The sequence below is a fragment of the Methylocella tundrae genome (assembly GCF_038024855.1).
In the GTDB taxonomy this organism is placed as follows: domain Bacteria; phylum Pseudomonadota; class Alphaproteobacteria; order Rhizobiales; family Beijerinckiaceae; genus Methylocapsa; species Methylocapsa tundrae.
Window position 1 is genome coordinate 3,634,319 of the sequence record NZ_CP139089.1, and the last position, 25,527, is coordinate 3,659,845.

Genomic DNA, 25,527 nt, shown 5'->3' on the forward strand with positions numbered 1-25,527 from the left:
AGCGCCAAGTTTTGACGCAAATATGCGCTAGATCAGATCGACATGGGGAGGATCGTTTTAATCTTGAAACGATCCACCTTCAGGAGACCATTCAATGAGTCTGCATGCAACGCGCGTCGACGCCGCTCGCGCCCGCCCGGGCGCCGCCTCGACCGAGGGCTTTCTCCAGACCACCGCGCCGCGTCCGCATCCGCCGCGCCGGCGCGCGATTATGGCGGCGCATCCGGAAGTCGCCCGCCTCATCGGCCATGATCCGATCACCGCGGTCATCACGCTCTGCGTCGTCGCGGGGCAGCTTGTCATCGCGGGGCTTCTCGGCCATCTTGGGCTTGGCTATTGGTGGCTCGCCCTGATCGCCGCCTTTTGCGTCGGCGCCTTCGCCAATCACGCAATGTTCGTCGTCATTCACGACGCCTGCCATAACGCCATCCTGAAGAAGCCGGTCTGGAACAAATGGGTCGGCATCCTGGCCGATCTGCCGAATACCGTGCCGACCGCGATGGGCTTTCGCTGCTATCACATCAAGCACCATTCCCATCTTGGCGATTATGATTTCGACGCCGATCTGCCGAGCCATTGGGAGGCGCGGACCTTCGGGCACAGCTGGTACGGCAAGGCCGCCTGGATGTTTTTCTTCGCAGCGTTTCAGCTGGCGCGGCTCGGGCGCCTTCGCGGCTCCGTCCCGATGTGGGGCCGGTGGACCTATATCAACGCGGTTTGCGTCATCCTCTTCGACATAGCCGTACTGGTCTTTCTGGGGCCCAACGCCTTGCTCTATCTCTTCGCTTCTTTCTGGTTCTCGGTCGGCGGACTGCATCCGCTCGGCGCGCGCTGGGTGCAGGAGCATTTCACCGATGATCCGGCGCAGGAAACCTTCGACTACTATGGCCCGCTCAATATAGTCGCGCTCAATATCGGCTATCATAATGAGCACCATGACTTTCCCGACATTCCGTGGACGCGGCTACCGGAACTGAAGCGCATGGCGCCCGAGTTCTACGATCATCTCAAGACGCATAAATCCTGGTTCGGGCTGCTGATCAAATTCATCTTCGATCCGCATTACACGCTCTATACGCGCGTCGATCGCAGCGCCGCCAACACCCCAGCCCCCGCCAAACGTTAAGGTTCGTTTTTACTCGCATTTTGCACGCGGCGCAGCGATTCGGGCGTGCGCGCGCCGACGCTGCGTGAGCGAGCTTCAGCGGACCTTTTTGCCCGTTCGCGCGTTGGAAGCCCGGCCCCGATGGGGCGGGCGTTCGCAGCCTGAAACACAGAAGATCGAAAAAATAACTAAGGGAGAACGGTATGTGGGCTGGCCTTCGGTTTGGACTGGCGGCGTTGGCGCTGATGATGGCGGCGGCCGGAGCCGTCGCGCAAACAAACAAGCCGCAGCCATTGGCGGTGTTCCCCGTCGAGCTTTGGGACACCAGCGGCGAAGGCGCAAAACCCCACCAGGCGGAGCGTCTCGAACACGCTACGGCGACCTTGGCCAAGGCGCTTGAACAGGACGGACGCTACCGCGCGGTCGACCTTTCACCCTATCGCGACGAGATTGCGAAAACCGAGCCGCGATATAATTGCAACGGGTGCTGGCGGGAAATCGCCCGCAAGGCAGGCGCGCAATTCGCGGCGCTCGCCACCGTGCACAAGGTTTCAAGCCTGATCTCGAGCTTCGACATAACCATTACAAACCTTGAGACCGGCAAAGCGGTCGCTTATGCGAGCGGCCAGTTTCGCGGCGACGACGATGAAGCCTATACGCGAGCGGTGAAGTTTCTTGTGAAGGATCGGCTATCGAGCGCCGGCGCGCAGGGCGCGGCCGCGCAGTAGAGCGGTTTCCGATCGAATGGAGTCATTCGATCGATGAGAAACCGCCCCAAATTCAAAAGCTTGAGCATATTCTTGTCAATCAGATCGAACCGATCTGATCGGAATATGCTCTAGATCGTAGTGACGAATTCCTCGCTGGAGGGATTCTCGCCGGTCGTTTTCCATGATTCAAGGCTGATTTTTGGAGATCAGCTCTGATGATTCGGGATGTCGATGCGCTACGCGACGATCAATGGGAGCGGCTTTGCGACCTCGTGCCGGGCGGCAGGGCCGGTCAGCGCGGGCCGCGCTGTGATAACCGGCGCTTCGTCGATGCGCTGTTATGGATGGCCCGCTCGGGCGGGCGCTGGCGCGACCTGCCCGAGCGCTTCGGCGACCATCAAGCGGTGAAACGACGCTATTACCGCTGGATCGAGCGAGGCGCGTTGGATGGGTTTCTGAAAGCGCTCACCACCGAAGCCGACCTCGAATGGCTGATGATCGATTCAACCATCGTGCGGGCTCACCAGCACGCTGCCGGCGCAAGAATCGCCAAAGGGGGGCGGATGCCCAAGGTTTGGGGCGATCTCGCGGTGGCCTGAGCACCAAGATCCACGCCGCGACCGACGCGCTCGGCAATCCCGTCCGCCTGCTGTTCGGGCCAGGCCAGCGCAACGACATCACCAAGGCGCACGCCCTGATCGAAGGCTTCGAGGCCGAAGCCGTCATCGCCGACAAGGGTTATGACGCCAATCACTTGCGCCAGGCTGTCCTCGAATGCGGGGCCAAACCCGTCATCCCATCGAAATCCAATCGCCGCGCGCCGCTCCACTACGACAAGGCGCTCTACAAGGAGCGCAATCTCGTCGAGCGTTTCTTCAACAAGTTGAAGCAGTTTCGACGGGTCGCGACAAGATACGACAAGCTCATCGCCAACTACCAAGGCTTCGTTCTCCTCGCCGCTATCGCCATAGTGCTAAGGTAAATCGTCACTACGACCTAGCGCGCGGCCCGTTTCGATTGCGAGCATCACGTTTCGGCGTGCGACCCTTGTGCGTTTATACTCGCGAGCAGAAGGCGTCCGAACCGGCGCTTTTGTTCTTTGTCGAGGCTCTCGTAAAGCGGTCTCGCGGCCTCCGAGAGCGTCCTCAAATCAGTGGCGCGGGCGAAAAGCCGTTCAGAGATGCGTTGCAGGCGCTGGAGCGCGTCAGAATACTCGCTGCTTTCATTGCGCCTCAGGCGCCCTTCCGCGAAGCGCTCCTTGCGCTGCCGAGCTTGATGACGAACGAGCGCTTCCAGGGGCGCCCAGTTTTTCTCCTGCGCCGGGGTGAGGTCGAGACCGGCCCTCAGCGCGACGACGCGCGCATCGATTAAGGCCTGCGCGTCTTCGATGGACATTTGCAAGTAGTGTTCGCGCCGGTCGTCGAGAGTGGCGAAGGCGGCGCCGGCGAATGGAGAAACGGCTAAGGTCGCGGCCGTCGAAGCAATGCGAATCGTTTTCTTCACCGAAAATGCCTTAAGAAACGCCAATAATGCCTTAACGTTGCTCTGCGCCAACTATCGGTCAAGTAAACTGCTCGTAATATAAGCGATCTTGCGTACTGCGCGGTTTTCGGCCAAGTGCTGGATGAAGCTCACGGCTCAAATCCTTCAAAAATCATCTGGTCCGCCCATTCTTGCGCGCGGTGGCGATCGGCTGGCGAACGCACTGTCCATGTCAGGACCGGCATGCCGATCCCGCCGCGGCAGAGTTCGGGGGTTGCATGCGGCAGATCGCCGACATGCCAGGAGAGAAAATCTGGCCGGACGGTGGAAAATGCGCTGAGGGCGGCAAGCGCCGCGCGCTGGCTGGCTCCAAGTTCGGGCCATTCGGCCGCCTCATAACGCGCTTGCGCCACGAGACCGATGGGCCCGGCAAAGCCTTGTGCGCGGAAAAAGGCGAGGACGTCCGGGTCAAAGCTTTTCAGGGCCGCTGGCCCCGCATAGGCGGAAACGATCGCAAGCGCGCGTTCGGCGAGGCGCAAATCGCCGTCAAAGCGGCTTTTGACTTCGATGATGAGAGGCGTTCTGCCTGCGATTGCCGCGAGAAACGCCGAAAGGGGCGCGATCTTTGCCTCGCTTTCCTTGAACCTCAGAGCGATGAGCTCCTGCACAGAAAAGCCATCGACGCGGCCATGCCCCTGCGTCAGGCGCGGCAGGGTGAAATCATGGAACACCACCGCCTCGCCGTCTCCGGCAAGCTGGATGTCGCATTCGATGGCGTAGCAGCGCGCGATGGCGGCCTCCGCCGCCGCCAGCGTGTTTTCAATGACGCCGCGCGCCTTCGAATGGAGGCCGCGATGCGCGACCGGCCGCTCTGTCAGCCAATCAGGGGCGTTGACGGGCGCGGCGCGCATAAGCGGATGGCTCACCCTTGCAACGCCCGCATCAAGCCGCGATCTCGAACATGGCCTCGACTTCGACGGCGCTCTGCAGGGGCAATTCAGCGACGCCGACGGTGGATCGCGCATGACGGCCAGGATCGCCCAGAACCTCGACAATGAGGTCAGAGGCGCCGTTCATGACGGGCGGCAGGTTGAAAAAGCCCGGCGCCGCGTTGATGAAGCCGCCAAGCCGGATGCAGCGCGTGATCTTGTCGAGATCGCCGAGCGCGACCCTGGCCTGGGCGAGCACGTTGATGACGCAGGCCCGCGCGGCGGCCTGTCCGGCTTCGACGGTGACGTTCGCGCCGATCTTGCCGATATGGGCGGGATCAATCTTGCCGTCCATCCCGAAAGGCAACTGGCCGGAAATAACAAGAAGCCGGCCAGAAATCACAAAAGGAACATAATTCGCCACCGGCGCGACAGGGGAGGGCAGGCTCACCCCGAGGGCCTTCAATTTCGCTTCCGTTTTGCTCATCCTTAAAATCTCCTTTTTTAGCTCGCGATGATATAGCGGCGAACCGGCCTGCCGTCGAACCTAAAGCGCGGCCCTTGCCGCAAAGGTTGCAAGTCCCGCGTGTTGACCTTAGGCTTGCGCTCTTGGCAGGATTCGTTTCCTGGGAGGAATCGTTCAGCCGCCGCCCTGACGCTCAAGGAACAACGATCATGTCTCATTCACATGCCGGCCTCCTGATCTCTGGCGCGCTCGCTTGCCTTTTTCCCCTCGCCGCGGTTTACGCCGCCGGCAATCCAGCTCAGGGCCCTTTGGATCAGGTGCGGCCGGATCCAGTTAAGATGGATCAGCTCAAGGCCAACCCTGGCGAGCAGATCCCCCTCGCGCCGCATCACGCCATCTACGAGTTGACCCTCTCGAAATCCGTCGGCAGCAAGAGCCCGACGGCCGCGCACGGGCGCATCGCTTTCGATTTCGCGGGCTCCCCTTGCGAAGGCTACGTCCAGAATTTCCGGCAACTGACGGAGCTGCAGCCCGCCGAGGGACCGACCCGCGTATCGGACATGCATTCGGCGACCTTTGAAGATTCGGACGGCAAGAGTTTCGACTTCAAAATGCAGACCAAGGTAGACAATGGGGCGACGGAATCGATCGACGGCACGGCGGTGAGGTCGGGCAACGGCCCGGTCCTTGTCAATCTGGCCAAGCCGAAGCGGAGCAAGCTAGAGCTTGGTGACGACGTCGTATTTCCGACCGAACATTTGAAGCGCATCATCGCCGCCGCCGAAGCCGGTAAGAATCTGATCGAGGTCAAGGTTTTCGACGGCTCGGATACGGGCGAAAAGGTTTTTGAAACAACGACCTATATCGGCCGGCCCACGACAACTCCGGTTCCCGAAAAGGCGGCGCAAGTCGCAGAACTCGCCAAAATGCCCCGATGGCCGGTGTCGATCAGCTATTTCGAAAGCGGTAAAAAGGACGAAAGCCCGAGCTATATCCTCTCGTTCGATCTCTATCAGAACGGCATCTCGCGCGCCCTGAAGCTTGATTACGGCGATTTCGTGCTGTCGGGAGAACTATCGAGCCTCAATATTATGAACGAACCGGCGTGCTCCAAATAAGCATGCTTCGCCGCATGGAGGCTGACGCGCGGGCGCAGAGCGCTTGACGCGAGGCGTTGCGTAAAATTATTTCTCTGACGCGTCGCTTGGATCGAGAGCGTCGAAAAACCTCTTTCTTCCTTTGAACTCTTGCATTGCCTGCGCGAACCGCTATCCGCTTCGCTTGAAAATGATTTAGGCCGCCTTCCGGAGCCGGGTTCATGCGCATTCTGGTCACCAATGACGATGGCGTTCACGCGCCGGGCCTTGGCGTGCTGGAGCGGATTGCGCGGTCGCTGTCAGATGATGTCTATGTCGTCGCCCCGGAGACAGATCAGTCGGGCGTCGCCCATTCGCTCTCGCTCAACGATCCTTTGCGCCTGCGTAAAATCTCCGAACGCCGTTACGCCGTCAAAGGCACGCCGACCGATTGCGTCATCATGGGCGTGCGCCGCATTCTCGACGGAGCGCCGCCGGACATCGTTCTCTCGGGCGTCAATTGCGGCCAGAACGTCGCCGAGGACGTGATCTATTCGGGCACGGTGGCGGGCGCCATGGAAGGCGCCATCTTGGGCATTCCCTCGATCGCCCTGTCGCAGTCTTTCGGCCGTAGATCAACGCGCGAGAACGCGCTCTGGAGTTGCGCCGAAACCCATGCGCCGGCTCTGATCGCCAAAATTCTCGCCGAGGGCGTCGCCCCGAATATCGTTATCAACATCAATTTTCCTGATTGCCCGCCGGAGGACGTGCAGGGCGTCTCCGTCACGGTTCAGGGGCGGCGCGGATATCTTGTCAAAATCGACGCGCGGGCCGATGGGCGTGGCAATCCCTATTATTGGATCGCCTTCGATCGTCCGTTCTCCGATCCCGGCCAGGGCACCGACGTGGAAGCGATGGCGGAAAATCGTATTTCCGTCACGCCCCTGCGCCTCGACTTGACGGATACGCCGACGCTGACGCGTTATGCGCAGGCTCTGCGCTGAAACGGAGCCCTCGTTGACGCCGCAAAACGAGCCAGCGCCGCTCTCTGACGGGTCCGCCGCGCTGGCGCAGGCCAAGGCGGCGTTCCTTCTGACGATGCGCGCGCGCGGCATCCAGGATGTGAATGTGCTCCGCGCTCTCGAAACGGTGCCGCGCGAAATCTTTGTGCCGCATCGCTATCAGGATCTCGCGCGCCGCCATCTCGCGCTTCCGCTGCGCTGCGGTCAGACGCTGCCGGAGCCCTGGCTCTCAGCGCGAATGATCGAGGCGCTTTCCCTTTCAAACCGGCATCGGGTGCTCGAGATCGGCGCGGGTTCTGGCTATGCGACGGCCCTCATCGCGCGGATCGCTCAGCATGTCGTCTCGTTTGAACGATTTCAAAGTCTCGCCATCGAGGCGGGCGCGCGGCTGCTGCGTCTTGGCGTCGATCGGGCGAGCGTGACCTGGGGCGATGGGCTCGCCATCGCAGCCGAGGCGGGGCCCTTCGATCGGGTGATCGTGCAGGGCGCGCTGAATGAGCCGCCACAAAGCCTGCTCGCCGTCCTCGCCACGGACGGCGTCATGGTGATGGCGCGCCCCGACCGGTTCGAGCCGCGGCGTCAGCATGTGGTGCGGGTTGCGCGGCACGGCTCGGGCGGGCTCGATGTGACGCCAATCTGCGCCTGCCGGCTGCAGGCGATCCTGGCCGGAGCTTCGCATGCGCTATAGGACATGTTGCCGTCAACCTTAATGATTTTCTCTTTTTGTTGAATATGCGTTCATCTTAAACTCTCCCTTAACTCACGCCGCCTTTAATGCAGTGATAGCTACTGCGTTGGTGGGTTGCGTCATGAGTCACATTGCTTCGATTTATTGCTCACGCGTCGCGTTACGGGTCGCTTTGATCGCTGGCGCCGCGGGCTTGCTCGCCGGCTGCGCGGGATCGGAGCGGATGGCCGATCCGTTCAGCAACCCCTTCCAGACATCGGACGCGGGCACCGATCCGGCGCCGACCTCAAGCATCAACCCGTTGAGCTATCATTCCGCAGCGCCCGTGACGCCGGTGCAGTCCCGCCCCCTCGGAGCACCCGTCGCTCAATATTCCAGCCCCGCCACGCAAGCGTCCCGCGTCGCCGCCGCATCGCCGCCGCGCGTCTCTCAGGCGGTCGCCGGATGGTCAGCGGCAGGGGGAACCCCCGTTTCCGTCGGTCCGGGCGAGAGCGCCTCGGTTCTCGCCAACCGTTATGGCGTGCCTGTCGAGGCTTTGGTCAAGGCCAATGGTCTTGCCTCCGCCGCCCAGGTGCAGCCCGGTACGAGGATCGTGATCCCGGTCTATAATGCGGTCGGCGGAGCGGCAGCGGCCAGGGTCGCGCAGGCCGAGGCCGCCGCCCCGGCTCCGGTCCGGGCCGCCGAGTCCCATGCCCAGAAGATCAAGCTTTTGAAGGGCGCTCCAGAAACGAGGCTCGCGAACGCGAGCGAGAAGGCGCAACGGCAGACGGCGGAAAAGGCGGCCGCGATGACCCATGCGGGCAAGGTCGCCGTGGAGCAGGAAAGCGCGCGAGCCGCCAAAGCCGCCAAAGTCGCCGAAGCGCCGGTCAAGACGCTTGTCGCCGAAGCTCCGAGGAAAGTCGTCGTGGCGAAGACCGAAGCCGTCGCCGCCCAGCCGGTCAAGACCGCGGTTTTGACGAAGCAGGACGCCGCCAGACAGGCAAAGACCGAAACGCCCGCGCAAGAGACGGCGAAGGCCGAGCCCGAGGACGCGGCTGGCGCTCCCGCCGATGCCGCAAAGGCTGGCGGCGCCAATCCGGAATTCCGCTGGCCGGCGCGCGGGCGCATCATCCAGGCCTTCAAGCTGGGCGGCAATGACGGCATCAATATCGCCGTTCCGGAAGGAACCTCGGTCAAGGCGGCCGAAAGCGGCGTCGTCGCTTACGCCGGCAACGAGCTGAAAGGTTATGGCAATCTCATCCTCATCCGCCATCCAAACGGCTTCGTCTCCGCCTACGCCAACAATGGCGACATCGAAGTGAAGCGCGGCGAAACGGTGAAGCGCGGCCAGGTCATCGCCAAATCCGGACAAAGCGGCAATGTCGCCTCGCCGCAACTGCACTTTGAACTGCGCAAGGGCGCGACGCCTGTCGATCCGACGCTTTATCTGGCGGGACTGTGATCGCCGGCGATTGCTAAAAGGTCGCGGCGAAGATGAGGTAGAACAGGGCTTCGGAGATCTGTTGCGTGGCGCCGGCGACGTCGCCGGTTTGGCCGCCGATCTGCCGCCGCGCGAGATCGCTGAACGCAAAACCCGCTCCAGCGCAGGCCGCGAAGGCCAGCGCCGACTTTGAAGGATCGGCGCCCGCGATGAGCGGGGCGCCTGCGAAGAGGGCGGCGAGAGCCGCGGCGACAGCCAAGGCGGAGGATTGCGGGCGCCCGGCGGAAAAACCGGCTCCTTTGGTGCGGGCGGGCGGCAGGACCGCGAGCGGAATCAGCGCCGCCGCGCGTGAAACCGCCGCCGCGCCAATCAAGGCGGTCACCGCTAAGGCAAGGCTGTGAGCCGCGATCGACGCCACTGCCGCGATGCGAATATAAAGCGCCAGAGCCAGCGCCACGGCGCCGAAAGCGCCGATCCGACTATCCGCCATGATTTCGAGTTTGCGCTCGCGCGTCGCGCCGCCGCCAAATCCATCGGCGCAATCGGCGAGGCCGTCTTCATGCATGGCGCCGCTGAGCGCCGCGAGTACGGCGATGGCGAGCGGCGCGGCAAGGAGCGGCGGAAGTCCCAGCGCTGAGGCGGAAACGAGAGCGCCGGCGGAAAGGGCTCCAAGGAGCGCGCCGGCGGCCGGAACCATGCGCAAGGCGCGGGAGAATCCGGAAAGGCTTTGCGGCGCCGTCTCGGCTGCGAGCGCCGGAAAAGGAATGCGCGTTAAAAAACGCAGGCAAATCAGAAGGTCGATGAGAAGCGACGAGCTGGCGCGCATCGCTTCTCATCCATGATCGTTGAACTCTTGTCGAGGCTTTTGGCGCGGACTCTTTGGAAAATGCGTCAGCTCGAAGCCGGCGATCGAAGAGCCGAAGGCTTCGGCTCTTTTTTGCGATGCAGCATTTTTCTCTGGAGCCTCGCGCTTTTGCGGCGCCACGTCCTTACTGTTTGTTGGGCGCGCCGGTTTCCTGCTGGCAGACCCAGCCGCGGTGCCGGGTGGTGCCGTCGCGCGCGTCGCCATTGTAGCAATAGACGCGGACAGGCGATTCAGCTGTTGACGCGGGCGTAGCAATCGAGCCGGTCACGTCCTCGCTCGTTTCGGCCGGAGCGACGGGGGCCGCGACGGCCGCGCCAATGATCGCGAAAGCGCCGATAAAGCCAGCGGCGACGGCGGAGAGTTTGGTCGTCATACGGATATCTCCATTCTTGTTCTTGAGACCTCGAACCGTTTCCTCCCCATTGAAACGAATTGAAGCTGTTGAGCGTGATGTAATACTTTGTATATCGCAGTGCAATATGGAAGTTACGAGACAAGTTGACGCGGCTGGTTGCCTTGCCTGTCGCAGTTTCATGGGCTGCGTCACAGAGCCTCAATTTAATTTATGCTTGGACTAAGTTTTTTTATTTTGCCCATGCGGACGCCGCCGATCGCTTGATCGACAGGCGTTCAAAATGCGCTAAGACGGTGCGCCGCCATCAGGCCCATCGTCCGTCTTTCCCTAAGGGTCGCCATGCTCGCTGAAGCCTCGCCTTTCGACTCCATCCGCAATCTCATCGCGCTGATGCCGCAAGCCTCGGAAAGCGCCGCGGCCGCCGTGCGCGCGCGCCAGGCCGAACTCACCAAGCCGCAAGGTTCGCTCGGCCGCCTCGAGGAAATCGCCGAATTCTTCGCGGCATGGCAGGGCAAGCCGATCCCTTCGCTCGATCGCCCGCTTGTTGCGATCTTCGCCGCCAATCATGGCGTCGCCGCCAAAGGCGTCTCGGCCTATCCGGCGTCAGTCACCCGCGCCATGATGGAGAATTTTTCTTCCGGCGGCGCTGCGATCAATCAGATCTGTGGCGCCTTCGGCCTTGGCCTCAAGGTGTTCGACCTCGCCCTCGACATTCCAACGAAGGACATCACGCAGGAGCCGGCGATGGAGGCGGCGGCGGCGGCGGCGACCTTCGCCTTCGGAATGGAGGCGATCGCGGGCGAAGTCGATCTCCTCTGTATTGGCGAGATGGGGATCGGCAACACCACCATCGCCGCGGCGATTTATCACGGGCTCTATGGCGGCGTGGCGGAAGATTGGGTTGGGCGCGGAACCGGGGTCGATGACGGCGCGCTGACGCGCAAGATCGCAGCTGTGAAGGCGGCGGTTGCGCTGCACGGGCCATTTCTCGACGATCCATTGGAACTGATGCGGCGCCTCGGCGGACGCGAGATCGCGGCGATGGCCGGCGCGATCGTCGCCGCCCGCATGCAGAACATTCCCGTCGTGCTCGACGGCTATGTCGCCTGCGCCGCCGCCGCCATTCTCCACGCCCTCGATCCGCGCGCGCTCGATCATTGCCTCGCGGGCCATGTCTCGGCCGAAGGCGCGCATGGCGAGGTTTTGCGCCGTCTCGGCAAGAAGCCGCTGCTCGACCTTGGCATGCGGCTCGGGGAGGGGTCTGGCGCGGCGCTCGCTGTCGGCGTGATCAAGGCGGCGCTCGCCTGCCATACGGATATGGCGACCTTCGCAGAGGCTCACGTCGCCGGCAAAGACGAGGGATAGAACCTCACGCCGAAAGAGTTGCGAACTTTTGGACCAACATCATCCGTCAGAACAAAGATTTAACGAACAGAATGCGAATTCCGTTTGAATCCATTCTGCTCAAGGAGGTTATTTCCCCTCGATCAGCTTGCGCGCGTCCTCCCGCATTGCGGCGCGGGACTGGTCGCGCAGGTAGGGCATGTGGCCGCCGTCATAGATTTTGAGCGAGATGCGGTCCGGGTCGCCGAAAGGGGGGATCTGATCGATCAGCAGTTTCGAGGCGAAATAGGGCGTCACCTGATCGGTGAGCCCGTGCATGACGATGACGCGCAGGCGCGGATCAATCGCCAGCTCTTGTTTCAGATCGCTGAGCGACTGATTTTTGTCGCGCTTGCCGTCCCAATCCCATTGGCGGTTAACCGATTCATTCAGGATTTCATAGCGCGCGTCGACCGGCCAGCCGAGCCGGTTGGCGGTGATGTCGGCCATCGCGCTCGCTAGCGGAGTCTTGTCCGCATCGAGAATGGCGTCTGAATAGTCGGTCGAAGCGGAGTGCGGGAAAGGATCGAACGCGCTGACGTTCGAATCATAACGGCTGGAAATTTTGCCCTCGTCGCGGCCGCGTTCGCGCGCAAAGCTCAAGGGATCGATGCGCCCGCCAAGACGGCGCACGAAAGCCGCGTCGAGCCCCGTGATGCGCGTGACATTATCGACGATCCGCGCCAGCGCCGCCGGATCACGCTCGCCGCGCACGAGGTCGGTCAGATAGGGACCGGCCGCATAGGCTTCGACGTCTGCGAGGCTTTGGCGCGCGTCGGCGACCGTCAGGCCGCGCGCGGCGGCGGCCAGCGAAGGCAGGTGGGTCACAAAGGGCAGCGGATTATTCGTCCCCTCGAACCAGGCGAAGTCGATGACCGGCGAGATCAGCACAAGTCCCTCGACGCCGACGCCTTCGGTATCCTGTAATCGCCGCACGAGCTTTGGCGCCCGAAACCCGCCATAGCTTTCGCCGACGATGAATTTGGGGCTCTCCAGCCGTTTATTCGCGCCGAGCCATTTGCGGATCACAACCGACAGCGCCTCGATATCGCCCTCGACCGAATAGAGATGATGGCGCGCCGTCTCGCTTTTGGAGAGGATCCGGCTGTAGCCGGTTCCCGGCGGATCAAGAAAAACGAGATCGGTGAAATCGAGCCAGGTGTCGGCGTTATCGACCGTGATCGGCGGCGCCGAAGGCGAGGTCGGCTGCTCGCCGAGGTTCAGCCGCCAGGGCCCCATCATGCCGAGGTCGAGCCAGGCCGACGCCGCGCCGGGGCCGCCGTTGACGACAAAAGTGATCGGCCGCTTCGCCGGATCGCCGCCGTCGAGAACATAAGCGACGTAGCCGACGTCGGCGAGCGGCTCGCCGCTCTGGGAATCACTGAGCTGAATGGCGCCGGCGATGGCTTTGAAATGCAGGCTGCGGCCCGGCAGGTCGACGACATGAGTGGTGACGGCGGCCGGGGGCAGGGGATGGGGCGGCGTGGTGGCGGCGGGAGAAGGCGCCTCCGCGGCGCCATGATGCGCCGGGGTTTGCGGCGCAACCTCATCGGCCGCGGCGAAGGAGGCGGCGGCGAGGGCGCTGAAAAAAAGGGCCGCGAAGAGCGCAGCAGGCGTCCCCGCACGCCGAGGCGCGACTAAAAAAGAGAAAATCACGATTGGCTGTCTCCTCTTGCGGTCTGCTCCGGGCGATCAGATCCGGCGCCGCGCAATGAAATCATGCGCGACCTTTGTTGGATATTTTGCCGGACGGGCGTCGAAGAGCGGCGACGCTTGAAGAAATCCGATGATCGCTCCGGCCAGCCGGGCGGCTGCCAGCGACCCCTTGCCGTTCCGCCGCGACGGCGCCGCCGCCGTTATTGTCGCTTTTATCCGCGCCTTGCGCAAATGGCTTTGCACAAGACCGTGACGCGGGGCTCAAAGCCACGACGGCATGAAAACTCCTCATGAGGTTGCGCATCATATCGGGAGCCGCGACCGCCAGTGTGAACGCAGTCATTCGGTCGATTGGAAATCGGCTCAAACTCGACAGTTCGAGACTCATGTCGATTAGATCGAACCGATCTTACCGGAACATTCCTTAAGCTGCCGAATGCGCCTCGCGCCGGGCGCGCCGGCGCATTCTGGCGGCGGTGAGTTCGGCCTCCGGGCTGACGCTCGGCTCAATGACCCGCCCTGGTGGAAAAATCACGATAACCTCGGTGCCTTCATGCACTTTTGATTTCAGCGTGAATGTGCCGCCATGCAGTTCGACGAGGCCCTTGACGATCGGCAGACCAAGGCCCGAGCCTTCCTCGGCGTTCTTTTGTGCGAGCGCGCCGCGGCCGAACGAGGACATGACGATGGGGATTTCCTCGTCTGGAATGCCTGGGCCGGTGTCGCGGACGGCGAGATATTGGCCGCCGGTCGTCGTCCAGCCGATGCGGATCTTGATGGAGCCGCCATGCGGCGTGAATTTGATGGCGTTCGAGAGCAGGTTCAGCGTCACCTGCCGCAGCGCCCTCTCGTCCGCCCAGATGCGGGGCAAATTGGCCTCGACGGCCTCGTGGATTGCGATGTTGCGCTTTTTGGCGCGCAGCATCAAAAGGTGGCGGCAGTCCTCGACGATATGATCCAGCGCGACCGGCTCTTCCTTCAGTTCGAACCGGCCGGCCTCGATGCGCGACAGATCGAGAATCTCGTTGATGAGCATCAGAAGATGATGGCCGCTGGAATGAATATCGTTTGAATATTCCTTGTAGGACGCGACGATGTGTGCGCCGAAGAGCTCGCCCTTCATGACTTCCGAAAAGCCGAGGATGGCGTTGAGCGGCGTTCGCAGCTCATGGCTCATCGTGGCGAGGAAGCGCGATTTGGCGAGATTGGCCTCTTCGGCGCGCCGCCGCGCGAGATCGCTGTTGGCTTTTGACTGTTCGAGTTCAGCGATCAATTCGTCCTTTTCGCCCTGGAACGACAATGCTTCAACCGCGGCCGCGTAGAGTTTTCGCGCCAGCAGGATGAAATAGAGCTGCGCTCCGCAGGCGAGGATGATGAGCTGCATGGTTCCGTCGGAAAGGCTCGCCTGACGCGTGAAGGTGAGGATCGTCAGGGCGATCGGAGCCATGACGCCGAAAGCTGCGGCGGGAATGCAGGGGCTGATGGTGGCGGCCATGGCGGCGACGAGAAGCCCCATGACAACCGCGCAGGCGACCGCGGCGGGATCGCCCGATTGACCGACGAGTTCGACCAGCATCGCCCAGATGACGCCCTGCACGGCTTCCGCGACGATGAAATCGCGCCGCCAGCGTAGCGCCGAGGCGCTTGAGCGGGCGGTCCGCGGAAATCGCCGGGCAATCAACTGGGTCAGCGTGAGCGCCGTGAGGTTGAGGCAGAGCCAGATAATCACGGCGTCGACCGTGAGCCACGCCAGCGCGATGGCGGCGAAAATGGCGCCGAGGGCGGCCATTGCGACGGCGCAGGATCGTTGGCCCTCGGCGAACAGCCCGAGCAAATCGGCGTCGAAATCGCGCGGATCGGCCGCGCTTGCGTCGGGCGCGGCCCGGCTGCCACGAAATCCGACGGACAGAGCGCGGGACTTGGCGGCGATAGGGGAATCGCCTGAGCCCATCGCGATCATATCTGCGGAGATTTCTGTCATCGTTGGCCGGATCCGCGCTCGTCTCGCGTCGATTTGGTGTCTGGTCGTCGGGGACGGTGCCCGAAAAAGATTAATGACAGCCTCATTCAGCCTGTCGCATTGTTGGTGTTTGGAGCTGGATCGGGGCTGACCAGGCGCAGGCCCAAAACGGTCGAAAGCGCGGGCGCTGGCGCAGCGACGACACCTCTGTGCGCCAGCACACATTGCGGACCGGCGCGCCCACTTAGCGTTCCGCCCATGTCGATCTCAGGCGTTCCCTATCGGGCCGTTCCATCTTTCTTGACGAACGAGTATTCAGGCTTGCGAAGATCGGCGCATCCGTCGCGGGGCCGCGGCGGCGCAGCAGGACGCGCAGGCCATCGCCTTCGCCGCAAAGACGAGCAGGGAACTGCGCAGTGACGGAAACGGGCCGCCAATGAAAGTTACGGTTGTTGGATCAGGAGATGCGTTCGGAACGGGCGGACGCTCTCACACCTGCTTCAAGATCGACTCCGGCGAAGCCGGCGCGCTGGTCGATTTTGGCGCGACCTCGATCGCCTCCTGGAAGAAACTCGGCCTCAGTTTCGATTCGATCGACGCGATCGCCATCTCGCATCTTCATGGCGATCATTTCGGGGGTCTTCCCTTCCTGCTGCTCGATTGCCAATTCGTCGAGCGCCGGACCCGCCCGCTGCTGCTCGCAGGGCCGCCGGGGCTAAGGGAAAGGCTCTACGATACGCTCGACAACTTCTTTCCAGGGGTCAGCAAGCTGAACTGGAGCTTTGCATGGCGCGTCGAGGAGATTTCGCCGGGCAGGCCGACGAAACTCGGCGGCTTCAGCCTCGAGACTTTTGGCGTCATCCATTCCGCCGGTTCGATTTCGACGGGACTGCGGCTCAGCGACGGTCAAGCCGTCTTCGCTTATTCAGGCGACACCGCCTGGACAGAAGCCTTGTTTGAGATCGGCGCGGGCGCCGACCTTTTCGTCTGCGAATGTTACTCTGGCGTTGAGCCGATCACCGGTCATATGGATTGGCCGACCCTCAAGTCGAATCTGGGCGCATTCTCGGCGAAGCGCATGGTGCTGACGCATATGGGCGCATCGGCTTTGGCGCGTCGCGCCGAGATGGAGCTCGCAGGGCTGACGCCCGCCTATGACGGACAAATTTTTGAGGTCTGACGTTATGGCGCAATTCGCGGCGGATCTCGCCGATGTGGCGGCCCGCATTCGAGCGTGCCGCCTCTGCCGCGATGCGCCCCGCGGCGCAAGCCTGCCGCACGAACCGCGTCCGGTGCTGCGGATCTCGTCCACCGCGCGTCTCCTGATCGCGGGCCAGGCGCCGGGCGTGCGGGTGCATGCGAGCGGGCTGCCGTTCAACGACCCATCGGGCGATCGGCTGCGCCAATGGATGAATGTCTCGCGCGATGTTTTCTACGATGAGCGGAAAATCGCCATCGCGCCGATGGGATTTTGCTTTCCCGGCCATACGCCCGACAAGGGCGACCTGCCGCCGCGCCCCGAATGCCGCGCCAATTGGCACGACGAACTTTTTCACGCGATGCCGCAAATCGAATGCATTCTGGCGATCGGCCGATATGCGCAGGACTATCATTTTTCGCGCCTCGGGCGCCCTTTGCCGAAAGGCGCGCTGCTCCATGAGCTCGTGCGGCGCTGGGCGGAGTTTTCCGGCGGGCATCCAAAAATCATCGCGCTGCCGCATCCCTCCTGGCGCAACAGCGGCTGGCTGAAGCGCAATCCTTGGTTCGAGGCGGAGGTCCTGCCGGCTCTGCGCGAGGAAGTCGCGCGAATGATCGTCTGAGCGCAGGCCGAGGCGAAGGGAAAGCGGATGCGCCTCTTCGTTCCCGGAAGGCGACAAGGCGCGACCTCGCGCATCATCGCAATCTCCGCGTTCAGCCAATGTTCAGCCGCAATGCTCCTCTCTAAGGCAGAGGTCGCTCAAGCTTTGCTGAGGTTGGTTGATGCTCAGATCGGTCCTGTTTCGGTTGTTCGTCGTGGCCGTCGCATTTTGCGCCGGCTCGGCGCAACCAGCCAGCGCCCAGGGCGGCGAGCCCCGGCTCGCGCTCGTTATCGGTAATGCGCAATACGCCGATCCGCTGGCGACCGCCGCCAACGATGCCGGGCTCGTCGCCGAGACGCTGCGCGGAGCCGGCTTTGATGTCGTCGGGGCGGCCAATCTCGATCAGGACTCGCTTCGCCGCGCGTTCCGCGACTTTCTGGAAAAGGCGACTGAGGCGGGGCCGAACGCTATCGTCTTCGTCTATCTCGCCGGACGCGGCCTTCAATATGAGGGCGAGAATTATATCGCCCCGATTGACGCGGTGATCGCGCGTGAGGCGGATATTCCCTTGCAGGCGCTGCGGCTTTCGGATTTTACGCGGGCGCTGGCGAGTCTGCCTTTGCGCGCGCGCATCATCGTTCTCGACGCGGCGCGAGCCAATCAGTTCGCGCCCGGCGGGCATCTCGCCGGCGGCCTCGCGCTGGTCGACGCTGAGCCCGGCTCGCTTTACGCCTTCAACGCGGCGCCGGGCACGATCGCGCCGGACGAGCCCGGCTCCTATGGCGCCTATGCGCAGGCGCTATCGGAACTGCTGCGTCAGGGCGGCGTACCGGTCGAGGTCGTGTTTTCGCAGGTGCGGCTGCGCGTCAACGAGATCACCAAAGGCGCCGTCACGCCCTGGGACGCCTCGAATATCACCCCGCCGCTGGTTCTTCTGGAGGGCGCTCCGAACGCGGCCGCGGCGCAGGATTACGCCGCCCTGCAATCCCGCCCGGTCGGCTCGTTTCCGGCGAGCGAGGCCTATGCCGCAGCCCTGGAGCGCGACACCCTCGAGGGCTATCAGGAATTTCTTATCGCCTATCCGCACGATCCGCTCGCCCGTCGCGTCCGCGCGCTGCTGGCGGCGCGGCGCGAAGCGCTGACCTGGCGGCGCACGATCGAGGCCAATACGCCGGACGCCTACTGGAGCTATCTGCGCCGCTATCCCAAGGGACCGCATATCTATGATGCACGCCGGCGGTTGAGCCTCATTTCGGCTCCGCTGGAGCCGCCGCCGCGCTTCGAGCTTTACGATTTCGGCGGCCTGCCGCCGCCGCAGCAGCCAGAATATGAGATCATCGACCGGCCAGCGATTATGTTCGATCCGGATGATTACCCTCCGCCGCCTCCGCCGCCGGTCTATTTTCTGCCGCCGCCGCCACGGGAGTTTGTCGACTTGCCGCCTCCGCCCGCGCCGAGCGGCCCCGGTTTCCTGCCGATTCCCATCCCTGTCCCTTTGCCTTTCGGTCGTCATGAAGGTCCGCAGGGGAGATTCAATCAGCCGAATTTCGGCCAGCAGGGGCCGGTCGGACCAGGAGGCGCCCCCCAGGGCGCTCCGGCTCAGGGCGCACCGGCTCAGGGCGCACCTCAAGGCGCGCCTCAGGGCGCTCCAGGCCAGGGGATTTCGCCGCAGCGAAGGCCGGGTCAAGGCGCCGGACAGCCGGGCCAGCCAGTTCCAGCACGCCCGCTGCCGGGTCAGGCGGCGCCAATTCCCGCGGTTCCGGGCCAGCCGGCGCCGCAGGGATATCCCGCGCCGCCGCTGAATGCTCGTCCACAGGGACCAAATGGCGCCCCTGCGGGCGCGCCCACCCCTGCGCCGCCTCCAGCCGCCGCTCCTGTCGCAGCTCCCGGCCACGCATTGCCGCAGGGCCAAAGCCTGCCGCCTGTTTCGCCAGCCGCCCGGCCGCCGGGAGCGCCAGCCACGCCGCCGGCGCCTGCTGCGCCCATTCATCCGGCCCCCGGCGCAGTCCCGCCCCATCCGGCTGCGCCCGGCGCGCTCGCGCCGAAAGCCCCGACGCCCGCCGCGCCTGCGCCGCCGCCTCCAGCCGCCGCTCCAGCCGCCGCTCCAAGCGCCGCTCCTGTCGCAGCTCCCGGCCATCCATTGCCGCAGCGGCAAAGCCTGCCGCCAGTTCCGCCAGCCGCCCGGCCGCCGGGAGCGCCAGCCACGCCGCCCGCGCCCGCTGCGCCCATTCATCCAGCGCCCGGCGCAGCCCCGCCCCGTCCGGCTGCTCCCAGCCCGGTCGCGCCGAAGCCCGCGGCGCCCGCCGCGCCTGCGCTGGTTCGGCCCGAGACCCCGCATCCGGTCGCGCCACCGCCGCAGCCGCAGCATCAGGCGCCGCAACCACGACCGCAGCCGCAACCTCAGAGGCCCCAAATACAACCACAGCGGCTGGCGCCGCCCCCGGCGCCGCAGCAGCCCCAGATCCAGAGGCCTCAGCCGCAGCAGCCTCAGTTCCAGAGGCCTCAGCCGCCGCAGGCCCCACAACATCAAGCGCCGCCGCAGCCCCCAAGGCCGCAGGCTCCCCTGCAGAGGCCGCAGGCGCCGCCGCCCCAGGCGCAAAAGCCTCAACCGCAGCAAAGGCCAGCGCCAGGCAAGCCGGGCGAGGAACAAAATCACCCTTGAAAGCAAAGGCGCCGCGCCGCGTCCTGGCTGGCGGCGCTTGGCGTTTGATCAAGCCATTGTTACACTGTGTGTCAAAGCAGCGGAGTCACTCCGGCCGCATGGGGAGTGGGCAGTGGGACCATTGGAAAGTTCGGAACTGGCCCTGACTTGCACAGGCGGCGCGCCAGGTTCCAGCGCTTGCGGCCCTTACGCCGCGGCGGCAGATGACGGAAACGGCGGCGGTAAGAGGCCTGATCGCGGTGCGCAATGGCGCGGGGAAAGCGGGGCGCGGATCAAGCCGTCGGAGGAGGAGCAAAAGACGTTGCGCGACGCGGTTTACGCCGCGCTTGACCTTGGAACCAACAATTGCCGGCTCCTCGTCGCGCGGCCGGCGCCGGCTGATGAAGGATCCGCCGGGTTTCGCGTGATCGATTCGTTTTCGCGCATTGTCCGCCTGGGGGAGGGGCTGTCCCGCACCGGCCGGCTCAGCGCGGCGGCGATCGACCGGACGATCAGCGCGCTCAAGATATGCCGCCACAAGATCGAGACGCGCGGGGTGACGCGCGCGCGGCTGATCGCAACGGAAGCCTGCCGCTCGGCCGAGAACGGTGCTGAATTTCTGCAACGGGCGAGGGACGCGACCGGGCTCGAACTCGAGATCGTCGATCGCGAGACAGAGGCCCATCTCGCCGCCGCCGGCTCAGCCTGTCTCGCGGACTCCGCCGCCGCGAGCGTCGTTTTGTTCGACATCGGCGGCGGCTCGTCCGAGATCGTCTGGCTTGGGCGATCGAGCAGAAAGCCGTCCGGCGCGACGCACCACCTTGATGGCGCGCTGCGGGAGCGCGTGCGTTTCTGGGTGTCGCTGAAACTCGGCGTCGTGACGCTGGCGGAAAAATTCGGCGGCCTTGAGGTCTCCGACGCGATCTTCGAGGCGATGGTCGAGCATGTTTCTGAGGCTTTGATGGAGTTCGTCGCCAAGGTCGGGGCCGAACACCGCTGTCGCAATTTTCATTTGCTCGGGACGTCTGGAACGGTGACGACGATCGCCGGCGTCTACCTCGGCCTTGCCCGCTATGACCGGCGACGCGTCGATGGTCTTTGGATGTCGAGCGAGGAGGTCAATGGCGCCGTCGCTTCATTGCGGAAAATGAGCTATGCCGAGCGGGCCATGAATGGTTGCATCGGCGCTGGCCGCGCCGACCTTGTGCTCGCCGGCTGCGCCATCCTCGAGGCTATCCGGCGCGCTTTCCCCGCTGACCGCGTGCGCATCGCCGACCGGGGCCTTCGCGAAGGAATTTTGATGCAAATGATCAATGCGGACCGGGCTTTTTTGCGGGCTTCGCGATGACCGGAACCAAGGCGGCTTCGGGCCGCGAGGGCGGCCGTTCGCTGAAGACGCGCGTCAAGACGGCGCGCAAGCGCTCGCTCTCCTCGACGCTCTGGCTGCAAAGACAGCTCAACGATCCCTATGTCGCGCAGGCCAAGCGCGAAGGATTCCGGTCGCGCGCCGCGTTCAAGCTCATCGAGATCGACGAGCGTTATCATTTTCTCAAAGCCGGCCAGAAAATCATCGATCTTGGCGCCGCGCCCGGCGGATGGTCGCAGGCGGCCGGCGCGCGGATCGGCGCCGCCGAGGGCAAAGGCAAGATCATCGGCATTGATCTTCTGGCCATCGATCCAATGCCCGGCGCCGAGTTCAAGGTGATGGATTTTCTCGACGCCGAAGCGCCGAAGCTGCTGATCGAATGGCTGGGAGGCAAGGCGGACGTCGTGCTCTCCGACATGGCCGCCAACGCGACGGGCCACAAGAAGACCGATCATCTGCGCATCGTCGGGCTTGTCGAACTTGCCGCTGATTTTGCCTGCGAGGCTTTGGCGCCCGGCGGCGCCTTTCTCGCCAAGGTTTTCCAGGGCGGCACGGAAAATGAGGTGCTCGCCCGGCTGAAACGCGATTTCGCCGTGGTGCGCCATGTCAAGCCGCAGGCGAGCCGCGCCGATTCGTCCGAGCTCTATGTTCTGGCGACAGGGTTTCGCGGCCGGCCGGAGGCTTGATCAGACCCGGTGCGCGGGTTCGGCGGCGGGAGCTTTCTTTACGGGCCGCGCGGTCAACTCCGCTCCGGCGTCGGCCGGCAGGCGCAGGAAGATCGCGCTTGATGCGATGCACAAAAGCCCCATCAGTATGAAGGCAAACCGGAAGCCTTCCGGCGAAAATACGCCCTCGCCCGGATTGAGGCGGCTCCATCCCTGTAGCGCCGCCGCCCCCGCCGCGATGCCAAGGCTCAGCGACAATTGCTGAGCGACGGAGGCGAAGCTCACGGCCCGGCTCATATCCGGATTGTCGATTTCCGCATAGGCGATCGCATTGAGACCCGTGAACTCCAGCGAGTTGACGAAGCCGCTGACGAGCAGGACGCCCATTATGACGAGGCCCGGGGTCGCCGCGGTGAAGAAGCCATAGCTCGACAGGAGCGAGCCGCTCAGCAGGGCGGCGAGCGCAAGCACCCTGCGAAAGCCGAAGCGGCGCAGGATCGGCGCCGCCGTCGTCTTCATCAGGAGCGCTCCGGCCGAGGCGACGAAGGTGATCGCGCCGGATTGAAATGAATTCCGCCCGAAGCCCATCTGCAGCATGAGCGGCAAAAGAAAGGGAATCGAGCCTATGCCGATGCGAAACAAGGCCCCGCCGGCGACGCTGGCGCGAAAGGTATGCAGCGACAAAAGCCGCAGGTCGAGGAGCGGAAAGGCGATGCGGCGCGCGTGCCGGACATAGGCGGCGAGAGCCAATGAGCCAAAGCCGATCAGGGCGATCGTCACGCTCAAGGGCGCAAGGCCGCCGCCCGCGACGGCGAGGCCGAAGAGGAGAGTCGACAGTCCGACCCCGGACAGGACAAAGCCGGCGACGTCGAGCGGCCCTGGATTGTCCTCCCTGACGTCGTCGATGAAGATGGTGGCGAGAATGATGCCGATGACGCCGATCGGCGCATTGACCCAGAAGATCCAGCGCCAGTGGAAATAGGTGGTGATGAAGCCGCCGACGAGAGGGCCGACGACCGGGCCGAAAAGCGCGGGAACGGTGAGATAGGACAGCGCCCGCACGAGGTTGCCGCGCTCGACGGAGCGCATCAGGAGAAGGCGCCCGACGGGCACCATCATCGCGCCGCCGAGGCCTTGCGCCAGACGGCCGGTCACCAGTTCCGGCAAGGTGCTCGAGAGGCCGCAGCCGATCGAAGCGAGTGTGAAGATCGAAATGGCGACCCGGAAAATCAGCCGCGCGCCATAGCGGTCCGCGACCCACCCGCTGGCCGGAATGAAAACGGCGAGCGAGACCAGATAAGAGGTCAGCGCGAGCTTGAGCGAAATCGGATCTTCATGAAGGTCGAGGGCGATGGCGGGCAGGGAGGTTGCGATCACCGTCGCGTCAAGCGTCTCCATGAACAGGGCGCAGGCGACGATCAGGGCGGTCACGACGTAGCGGGGCAAATTCATGTTCCTGGCGCGACCGCCGCCTCGCCCGGCGAACGCCGCGATTGATTTCGCTTTTTTTCGGGCGGAATCAGCGCCGCGGGGATCCGCGCCGCTCTGAGCCTTGAATGTCTGACTGAATCTTCCGCCCGTCGCGCGGTCCGGCGTGCGTTCAGAACACGAGCTTATAATCGCCTTTGTTCGCCGGCTCCAACTCCCCTTCGCCGGCGGCGGCCTTCCGCTGGCTTTCGACCGCCTGTTTCGCCGCGCGCAACACAGCGTCGAGCTTTGCCTTGATAAAGTCCGCGTCCGGGACGGCGGCTCCGGCCAGATTCTCCATTGTCTGGAGATGCGGCTGAAATTCGATGCGGCAGGCAAGTTCCGAGCCTTCATCCGTTTCGAAAACCTGCAATTCGCCGTGATAGGACTCGCGTTCGAGCGAGCCCCAGGACATTTGCATCGCATCCGCGTCGATGTGCAGCCGTCCGTCGACCGCATAGGGGCGTCCATTCGCTGCTCCCTCGAGATGCACGCGATCTTCGCCGCTCCAATTGGCTTTCTCCACGGTCGGCAGATAGCGCGGCATATCGTTAATGTCAGAGACGAAGGCGAAAACCTCCGCGGCGGGGGCTTTTATCTCGATCTGAGCTGAAAATCCTGGCATGGCGCCCTATATCTCCGTGAACGCCGTCGGCAACGCGTCAAGCGGGCAGGGGTTGCAGCTCTTTATGATCGGCGCGGCGCCCCTTTGTCCAGCCGCCGCCGCATTTGATGGTCTCCCGCCTTTGCGCCGGACGATCTCCGTGCTAAGAGCCGCCCGCAACTCTTGGTCGATGCGAATCTTGAACTTCGAGGTTCGCTCCCGCAGGAACTTTCGCGGCTTTGCCATGGCGGCAATTTTGGAGTTGGCACTTTGGCCCTTATTACGCGTCCCGCGCTCAGCGAGGCCCTTACCTTCGACGACGTATTGCTTTTGCCCGGCCATTCCGAGGTCATGCCGAGCGGCGTCGATCTGCGCACCCGCCTGACCTCGACGATCAGCCTGAACATCCCGGTCATATCTTCGGCGATGGACACCGTGACCGAGGCGAAGCTCGCCATCGCGCTGGCGCAGGCCGGCGGCATCGGCGTCATCCATCGCAATCTCGAGCCGGCCGAGCAGGCCGAGGAGGTCCGCAAGGTCAAGCGCTACGAGAGCGGCATGGTGGTTGATCCGATCACCATTTTCCCTGACGAAACGCTGGCCGACGCGCTGGCGCTGATGCGCCGCCACGGCATTTCCGGCATTCCCGTGGTCGAGCGCGGCCCCGGCGGCAAACCGGCGCGGCTCTGCGGCATTTTGACCAATCGCGACGTGCGTTTTGCCGACAATCCGCTGGAGCCGGTCTCGCATCTGATGACCAAGAGCCTGATCACCGTGCGGGAAGGGGTGAGCCAGGATGAGGCGCGCCGCATGCTGCACCAGCATCGTCTCGAAAAGCTGATCGTCGTCGATGAGGATTTCCGCTGTGTCGGCCTCGTCACCGTGAAGGACATGGAAAAGGCGACCCTGCATCCGCTCGCCTGCAAGGACGCCGAGGGCCGGCTTCGCGTCGCCGCGGCCTCGACCGTCGGCGACAAGGGGTACGAGCGCGCCGAAATGCTGATCGACGCCGGCGTCGACTGCGTTGTCATCGACACCGCGCATGGCCACTCGCAAGCCGTGCTCGATCAGGTTACGCGCCTGAAGCGCATCTCGAACAAGGTATCGCTGATCGCCGGCAATGTGGCGACGGCGGATGGAACGAAGGCGCTGATCGACGCCGGCGCCGACGGCGTCAAGGTGGGCATCGGCCCCGGCTCGATCTGCACGACGCGCATCGTCGCTGGCGTCGGCGTGCCCCAGCTCACCGCCATCATGGATTGCGCCGAGGTCGCGCGCGGGCAGAACATTCCCATCATAGCCGATGGCGGCATCAAATATTCGGGCGATCTCGCCAAGGCGGTCGCGGCGGGCGCCGAGAGCGTCATGATCGGCTCGCTCTTCGCCGGCACCGATGAGAGCCCGGGCGAGGTCTATCTCTACCAGGGCCGCTCTTTCAAATCCTATCGCGGCATGGGTTCGGTCGGCGCGATGTCGCGCGGCTCGGCCGATCGTTATTTCCAGCAGGACATCAAGGATCACCTGAAGCTCGTGCCGGAAGGGGTCGAAGGGCAGGTGCCCTATCGCGGTCCGGTCAATGCGATCGTGCATCAGCTGGCCGGCGGCCTTCGCGCCGCCATGGGCTATGTCGGCGCGCCCGACATTCCGACCTTTCAGGCGCGCGCGAAATTCGTGCGCATCTCGGCGGCGAGCCTGCGCGAAAGCCATGTCCATGACGTCGCGATCACGCGCGAGAGCCCGAATTATCCGACGGGGACATGAGCTGGCGCATTTTGCAGCGAAGCAGGCGCCGGTTCGCGTTGAAGAGAATGCGCTAAGACAATAGACAAAGATTGTTCCGGGTCCCTCGACAGCGCGAGGCCCGGCGC

The 25,527-nt window shown here is 64.0% G+C and carries 22 protein-coding genes and 1 pseudogene; 14 read left to right on the top strand and 9 right to left on the bottom strand.

All coding sequences use genetic code 11. The features are described 5' to 3' along the window. Positions 1 to 94: 94 nt before the first annotated feature. From SIN04_RS18970 to SIN04_RS18980, 3 genes and pseudogenes are all read left to right on the top strand, one after another. Positions 95 to 1,126, top strand: coding sequence for a fatty acid desaturase (locus SIN04_RS18970; protein ID WP_134491799.1), 1,032 nt, complete (start codon positions 95 to 97; stop codon positions 1,124 to 1,126). A gap of 182 nt (positions 1,127 to 1,308) precedes the next feature. Further along, entirely contained in the window at positions 1,309 to 1,833 is a 525-nt protein-coding gene (locus tag SIN04_RS18975) for a DUF3280 domain-containing protein (protein ID WP_134491801.1), read from the top strand. Positions 1,834 to 2,030: 197 nt separating this feature from the next. After that, positions 2,031 to 2,797, top strand: a pseudogene (locus tag SIN04_RS18980) (IS5 family transposase). 44 nt (positions 2,798 to 2,841) lie between these two features. On the opposite strand, the gene SIN04_RS18985 reads toward SIN04_RS18980, so the two are convergent. The 3 genes from SIN04_RS18985 to SIN04_RS18995 form a co-directional block, all read right to left on the bottom strand. Further along, on the bottom strand, positions 2,842 to 3,318 hold the full coding sequence (locus tag SIN04_RS18985) for a Spy/CpxP family protein refolding chaperone (protein WP_134491805.1): 477 nt from the start codon (positions 3,316 to 3,318) through the stop codon (positions 2,842 to 2,844). 128 nt (positions 3,319 to 3,446) lie between these two features. After that, the gene (locus SIN04_RS18990; RefSeq protein WP_341264143.1) at positions 3,447 to 4,223 is read right to left on the bottom strand and encodes a glycerophosphodiester phosphodiesterase family protein; all 777 of its coding nucleotides are present in this window, start codon (positions 4,221 to 4,223) and stop codon (positions 3,447 to 3,449) included. A 16-nt stretch (positions 4,224 to 4,239) separates the two neighbouring features. Continuing rightward, entirely contained in the window at positions 4,240 to 4,713 is a 474-nt protein-coding gene (locus SIN04_RS18995; protein ID WP_134491807.1) for a RidA family protein, read from the bottom strand. Between the two features lie 188 nt (positions 4,714 to 4,901). Between SIN04_RS18995 and SIN04_RS19000 the strand changes: the two genes are divergently transcribed. The 4 genes from SIN04_RS19000 to SIN04_RS19015 all read left to right on the top strand — a co-directional run bounded on the left by SIN04_RS19000 (position 4,902) and on the right by SIN04_RS19015 (position 8,919). Then, entirely contained in the window at positions 4,902 to 5,810 is a 909-nt protein-coding gene (locus SIN04_RS19000) for a cell envelope integrity EipB family protein (protein ID WP_134491809.1), read from the top strand. 200 nt (positions 5,811 to 6,010) lie between these two features. After that, the gene (gene surE, locus SIN04_RS19005) at positions 6,011 to 6,772 is read left to right on the top strand and encodes a 5'/3'-nucleotidase SurE (RefSeq protein ID WP_134491811.1); all 762 of its coding nucleotides are present in this window, start codon (positions 6,011 to 6,013) and stop codon (positions 6,770 to 6,772) included. A 13-nt stretch (positions 6,773 to 6,785) separates the two neighbouring features. Beyond that, positions 6,786 to 7,478, top strand: a complete 693-nt coding sequence (locus SIN04_RS19010) for a protein-L-isoaspartate O-methyltransferase family protein (protein WP_166795993.1) — start codon at positions 6,786 to 6,788, stop codon at positions 7,476 to 7,478. A 121-nt stretch (positions 7,479 to 7,599) separates the two neighbouring features. Beyond that, a complete protein-coding gene (locus tag SIN04_RS19015; protein WP_134491815.1) occupies positions 7,600 to 8,919 on the top strand; it encodes a peptidoglycan DD-metalloendopeptidase family protein in 1,320 nt (439 codons plus the stop codon). Positions 8,920 to 8,932: 13 nt separating this feature from the next. Here SIN04_RS19015 and SIN04_RS19020 read toward each other — a convergent pair whose 3' ends face one another. Together SIN04_RS19020 and SIN04_RS19025 are read right to left on the bottom strand one after the other, a co-directional pair. After that, positions 8,933 to 9,724, bottom strand: a complete 792-nt coding sequence (locus SIN04_RS19020) for an adenosylcobinamide-GDP ribazoletransferase (protein WP_341264144.1) — start codon at positions 9,722 to 9,724, stop codon at positions 8,933 to 8,935. A 163-nt stretch (positions 9,725 to 9,887) separates the two neighbouring features. Then, entirely contained in the window at positions 9,888 to 10,136 is a 249-nt protein-coding gene (locus SIN04_RS19025) for a hypothetical protein (protein WP_134491817.1), read from the bottom strand. Positions 10,137 to 10,457: 321 nt separating this feature from the next. Between SIN04_RS19025 and cobT the strand changes: the two genes are divergently transcribed. Then, positions 10,458 to 11,483, top strand: coding sequence for a nicotinate-nucleotide--dimethylbenzimidazole phosphoribosyltransferase (gene cobT, locus SIN04_RS19030; protein ID WP_341264145.1), 1,026 nt, complete (start codon positions 10,458 to 10,460; stop codon positions 11,481 to 11,483). Positions 11,484 to 11,591: 108 nt separating this feature from the next. Here the strand turns inward: cobT and SIN04_RS19035 are convergent, their stop codons facing one another. Together SIN04_RS19035 and SIN04_RS19040 are read right to left on the bottom strand one after the other, a co-directional pair. Next, positions 11,592 to 13,157 carry a S10 family peptidase gene (locus SIN04_RS19035; protein WP_244605896.1) on the bottom strand — a complete coding sequence of 522 codons (1,566 nt, stop codon included), beginning with the start codon at positions 13,155 to 13,157 and terminating at the stop codon, positions 11,592 to 11,594. 424 nt (positions 13,158 to 13,581) lie between these two features. After that, positions 13,582 to 15,138: a sensor histidine kinase gene (locus SIN04_RS19040; RefSeq protein WP_134491819.1), complete on the bottom strand. Its 1,557-nt coding sequence runs from the start codon at positions 15,136 to 15,138 to the stop codon at positions 13,582 to 13,584. Between the two features lie 415 nt (positions 15,139 to 15,553). On the opposite strand from SIN04_RS19040, the gene SIN04_RS19045 reads away from it, so the two are divergent. The 5 genes from SIN04_RS19045 (at position 15,554) to SIN04_RS19065 (ending at position 21,609) form a co-directional block, all read left to right on the top strand. Beyond that, entirely contained in the window at positions 15,554 to 16,297 is a 744-nt protein-coding gene (locus SIN04_RS19045; RefSeq protein ID WP_174512035.1) for an MBL fold metallo-hydrolase, read from the top strand. 4 nt (positions 16,298 to 16,301) lie between these two features. Beyond that, the gene (locus SIN04_RS19050; RefSeq protein ID WP_341264484.1) at positions 16,302 to 16,937 is read left to right on the top strand and encodes a uracil-DNA glycosylase family protein; all 636 of its coding nucleotides are present in this window, start codon (positions 16,302 to 16,304) and stop codon (positions 16,935 to 16,937) included. Between the two features lie 160 nt (positions 16,938 to 17,097). Beyond that, positions 17,098 to 19,578 carry a caspase family protein gene (locus SIN04_RS19055; RefSeq protein WP_341264146.1) on the top strand — a complete coding sequence of 827 codons (2,481 nt, stop codon included), beginning with the start codon at positions 17,098 to 17,100 and terminating at the stop codon, positions 19,576 to 19,578. Between the two features lie 271 nt (positions 19,579 to 19,849). Continuing rightward, complete coding sequence (locus SIN04_RS19060) at positions 19,850 to 20,905, top strand: Ppx/GppA phosphatase family protein (RefSeq protein ID WP_134492684.1); 1,056 nt, start codon at positions 19,850 to 19,852, stop codon at positions 20,903 to 20,905. Next, positions 20,902 to 21,609: an RlmE family RNA methyltransferase gene (locus SIN04_RS19065; RefSeq protein ID WP_134491823.1), complete on the top strand. Its 708-nt coding sequence runs from the start codon at positions 20,902 to 20,904 to the stop codon at positions 21,607 to 21,609. Before SIN04_RS19060 ends, SIN04_RS19065 begins: the two co-directional genes overlap by 4 nt. Here the strand turns inward: SIN04_RS19065 and SIN04_RS19070 are convergent, their stop codons facing one another. Next, positions 21,610 to 23,040 (bottom strand): MFS transporter, encoded by a 1,431-nt coding sequence (locus tag SIN04_RS19070; protein WP_423135986.1) that lies wholly within the window; start codon positions 23,038 to 23,040, stop codon positions 21,610 to 21,612. It abuts the gene before it with no gap. A 148-nt stretch (positions 23,041 to 23,188) separates the two neighbouring features. Next, positions 23,189 to 23,680 carry an SRPBCC family protein gene (locus SIN04_RS19075; protein ID WP_134491827.1) on the bottom strand — a complete coding sequence of 164 codons (492 nt, stop codon included), beginning with the start codon at positions 23,678 to 23,680 and terminating at the stop codon, positions 23,189 to 23,191. 330 nt (positions 23,681 to 24,010) lie between these two features. Between SIN04_RS19075 and guaB the strand changes: the two genes are divergently transcribed. After that, positions 24,011 to 25,420 carry an IMP dehydrogenase gene (gene guaB, locus SIN04_RS19080; RefSeq protein WP_244606006.1) on the top strand — a complete coding sequence of 470 codons (1,410 nt, stop codon included), beginning with the start codon at positions 24,011 to 24,013 and terminating at the stop codon, positions 25,418 to 25,420. Positions 25,421 to 25,527 lie beyond the last annotated feature (107 nt).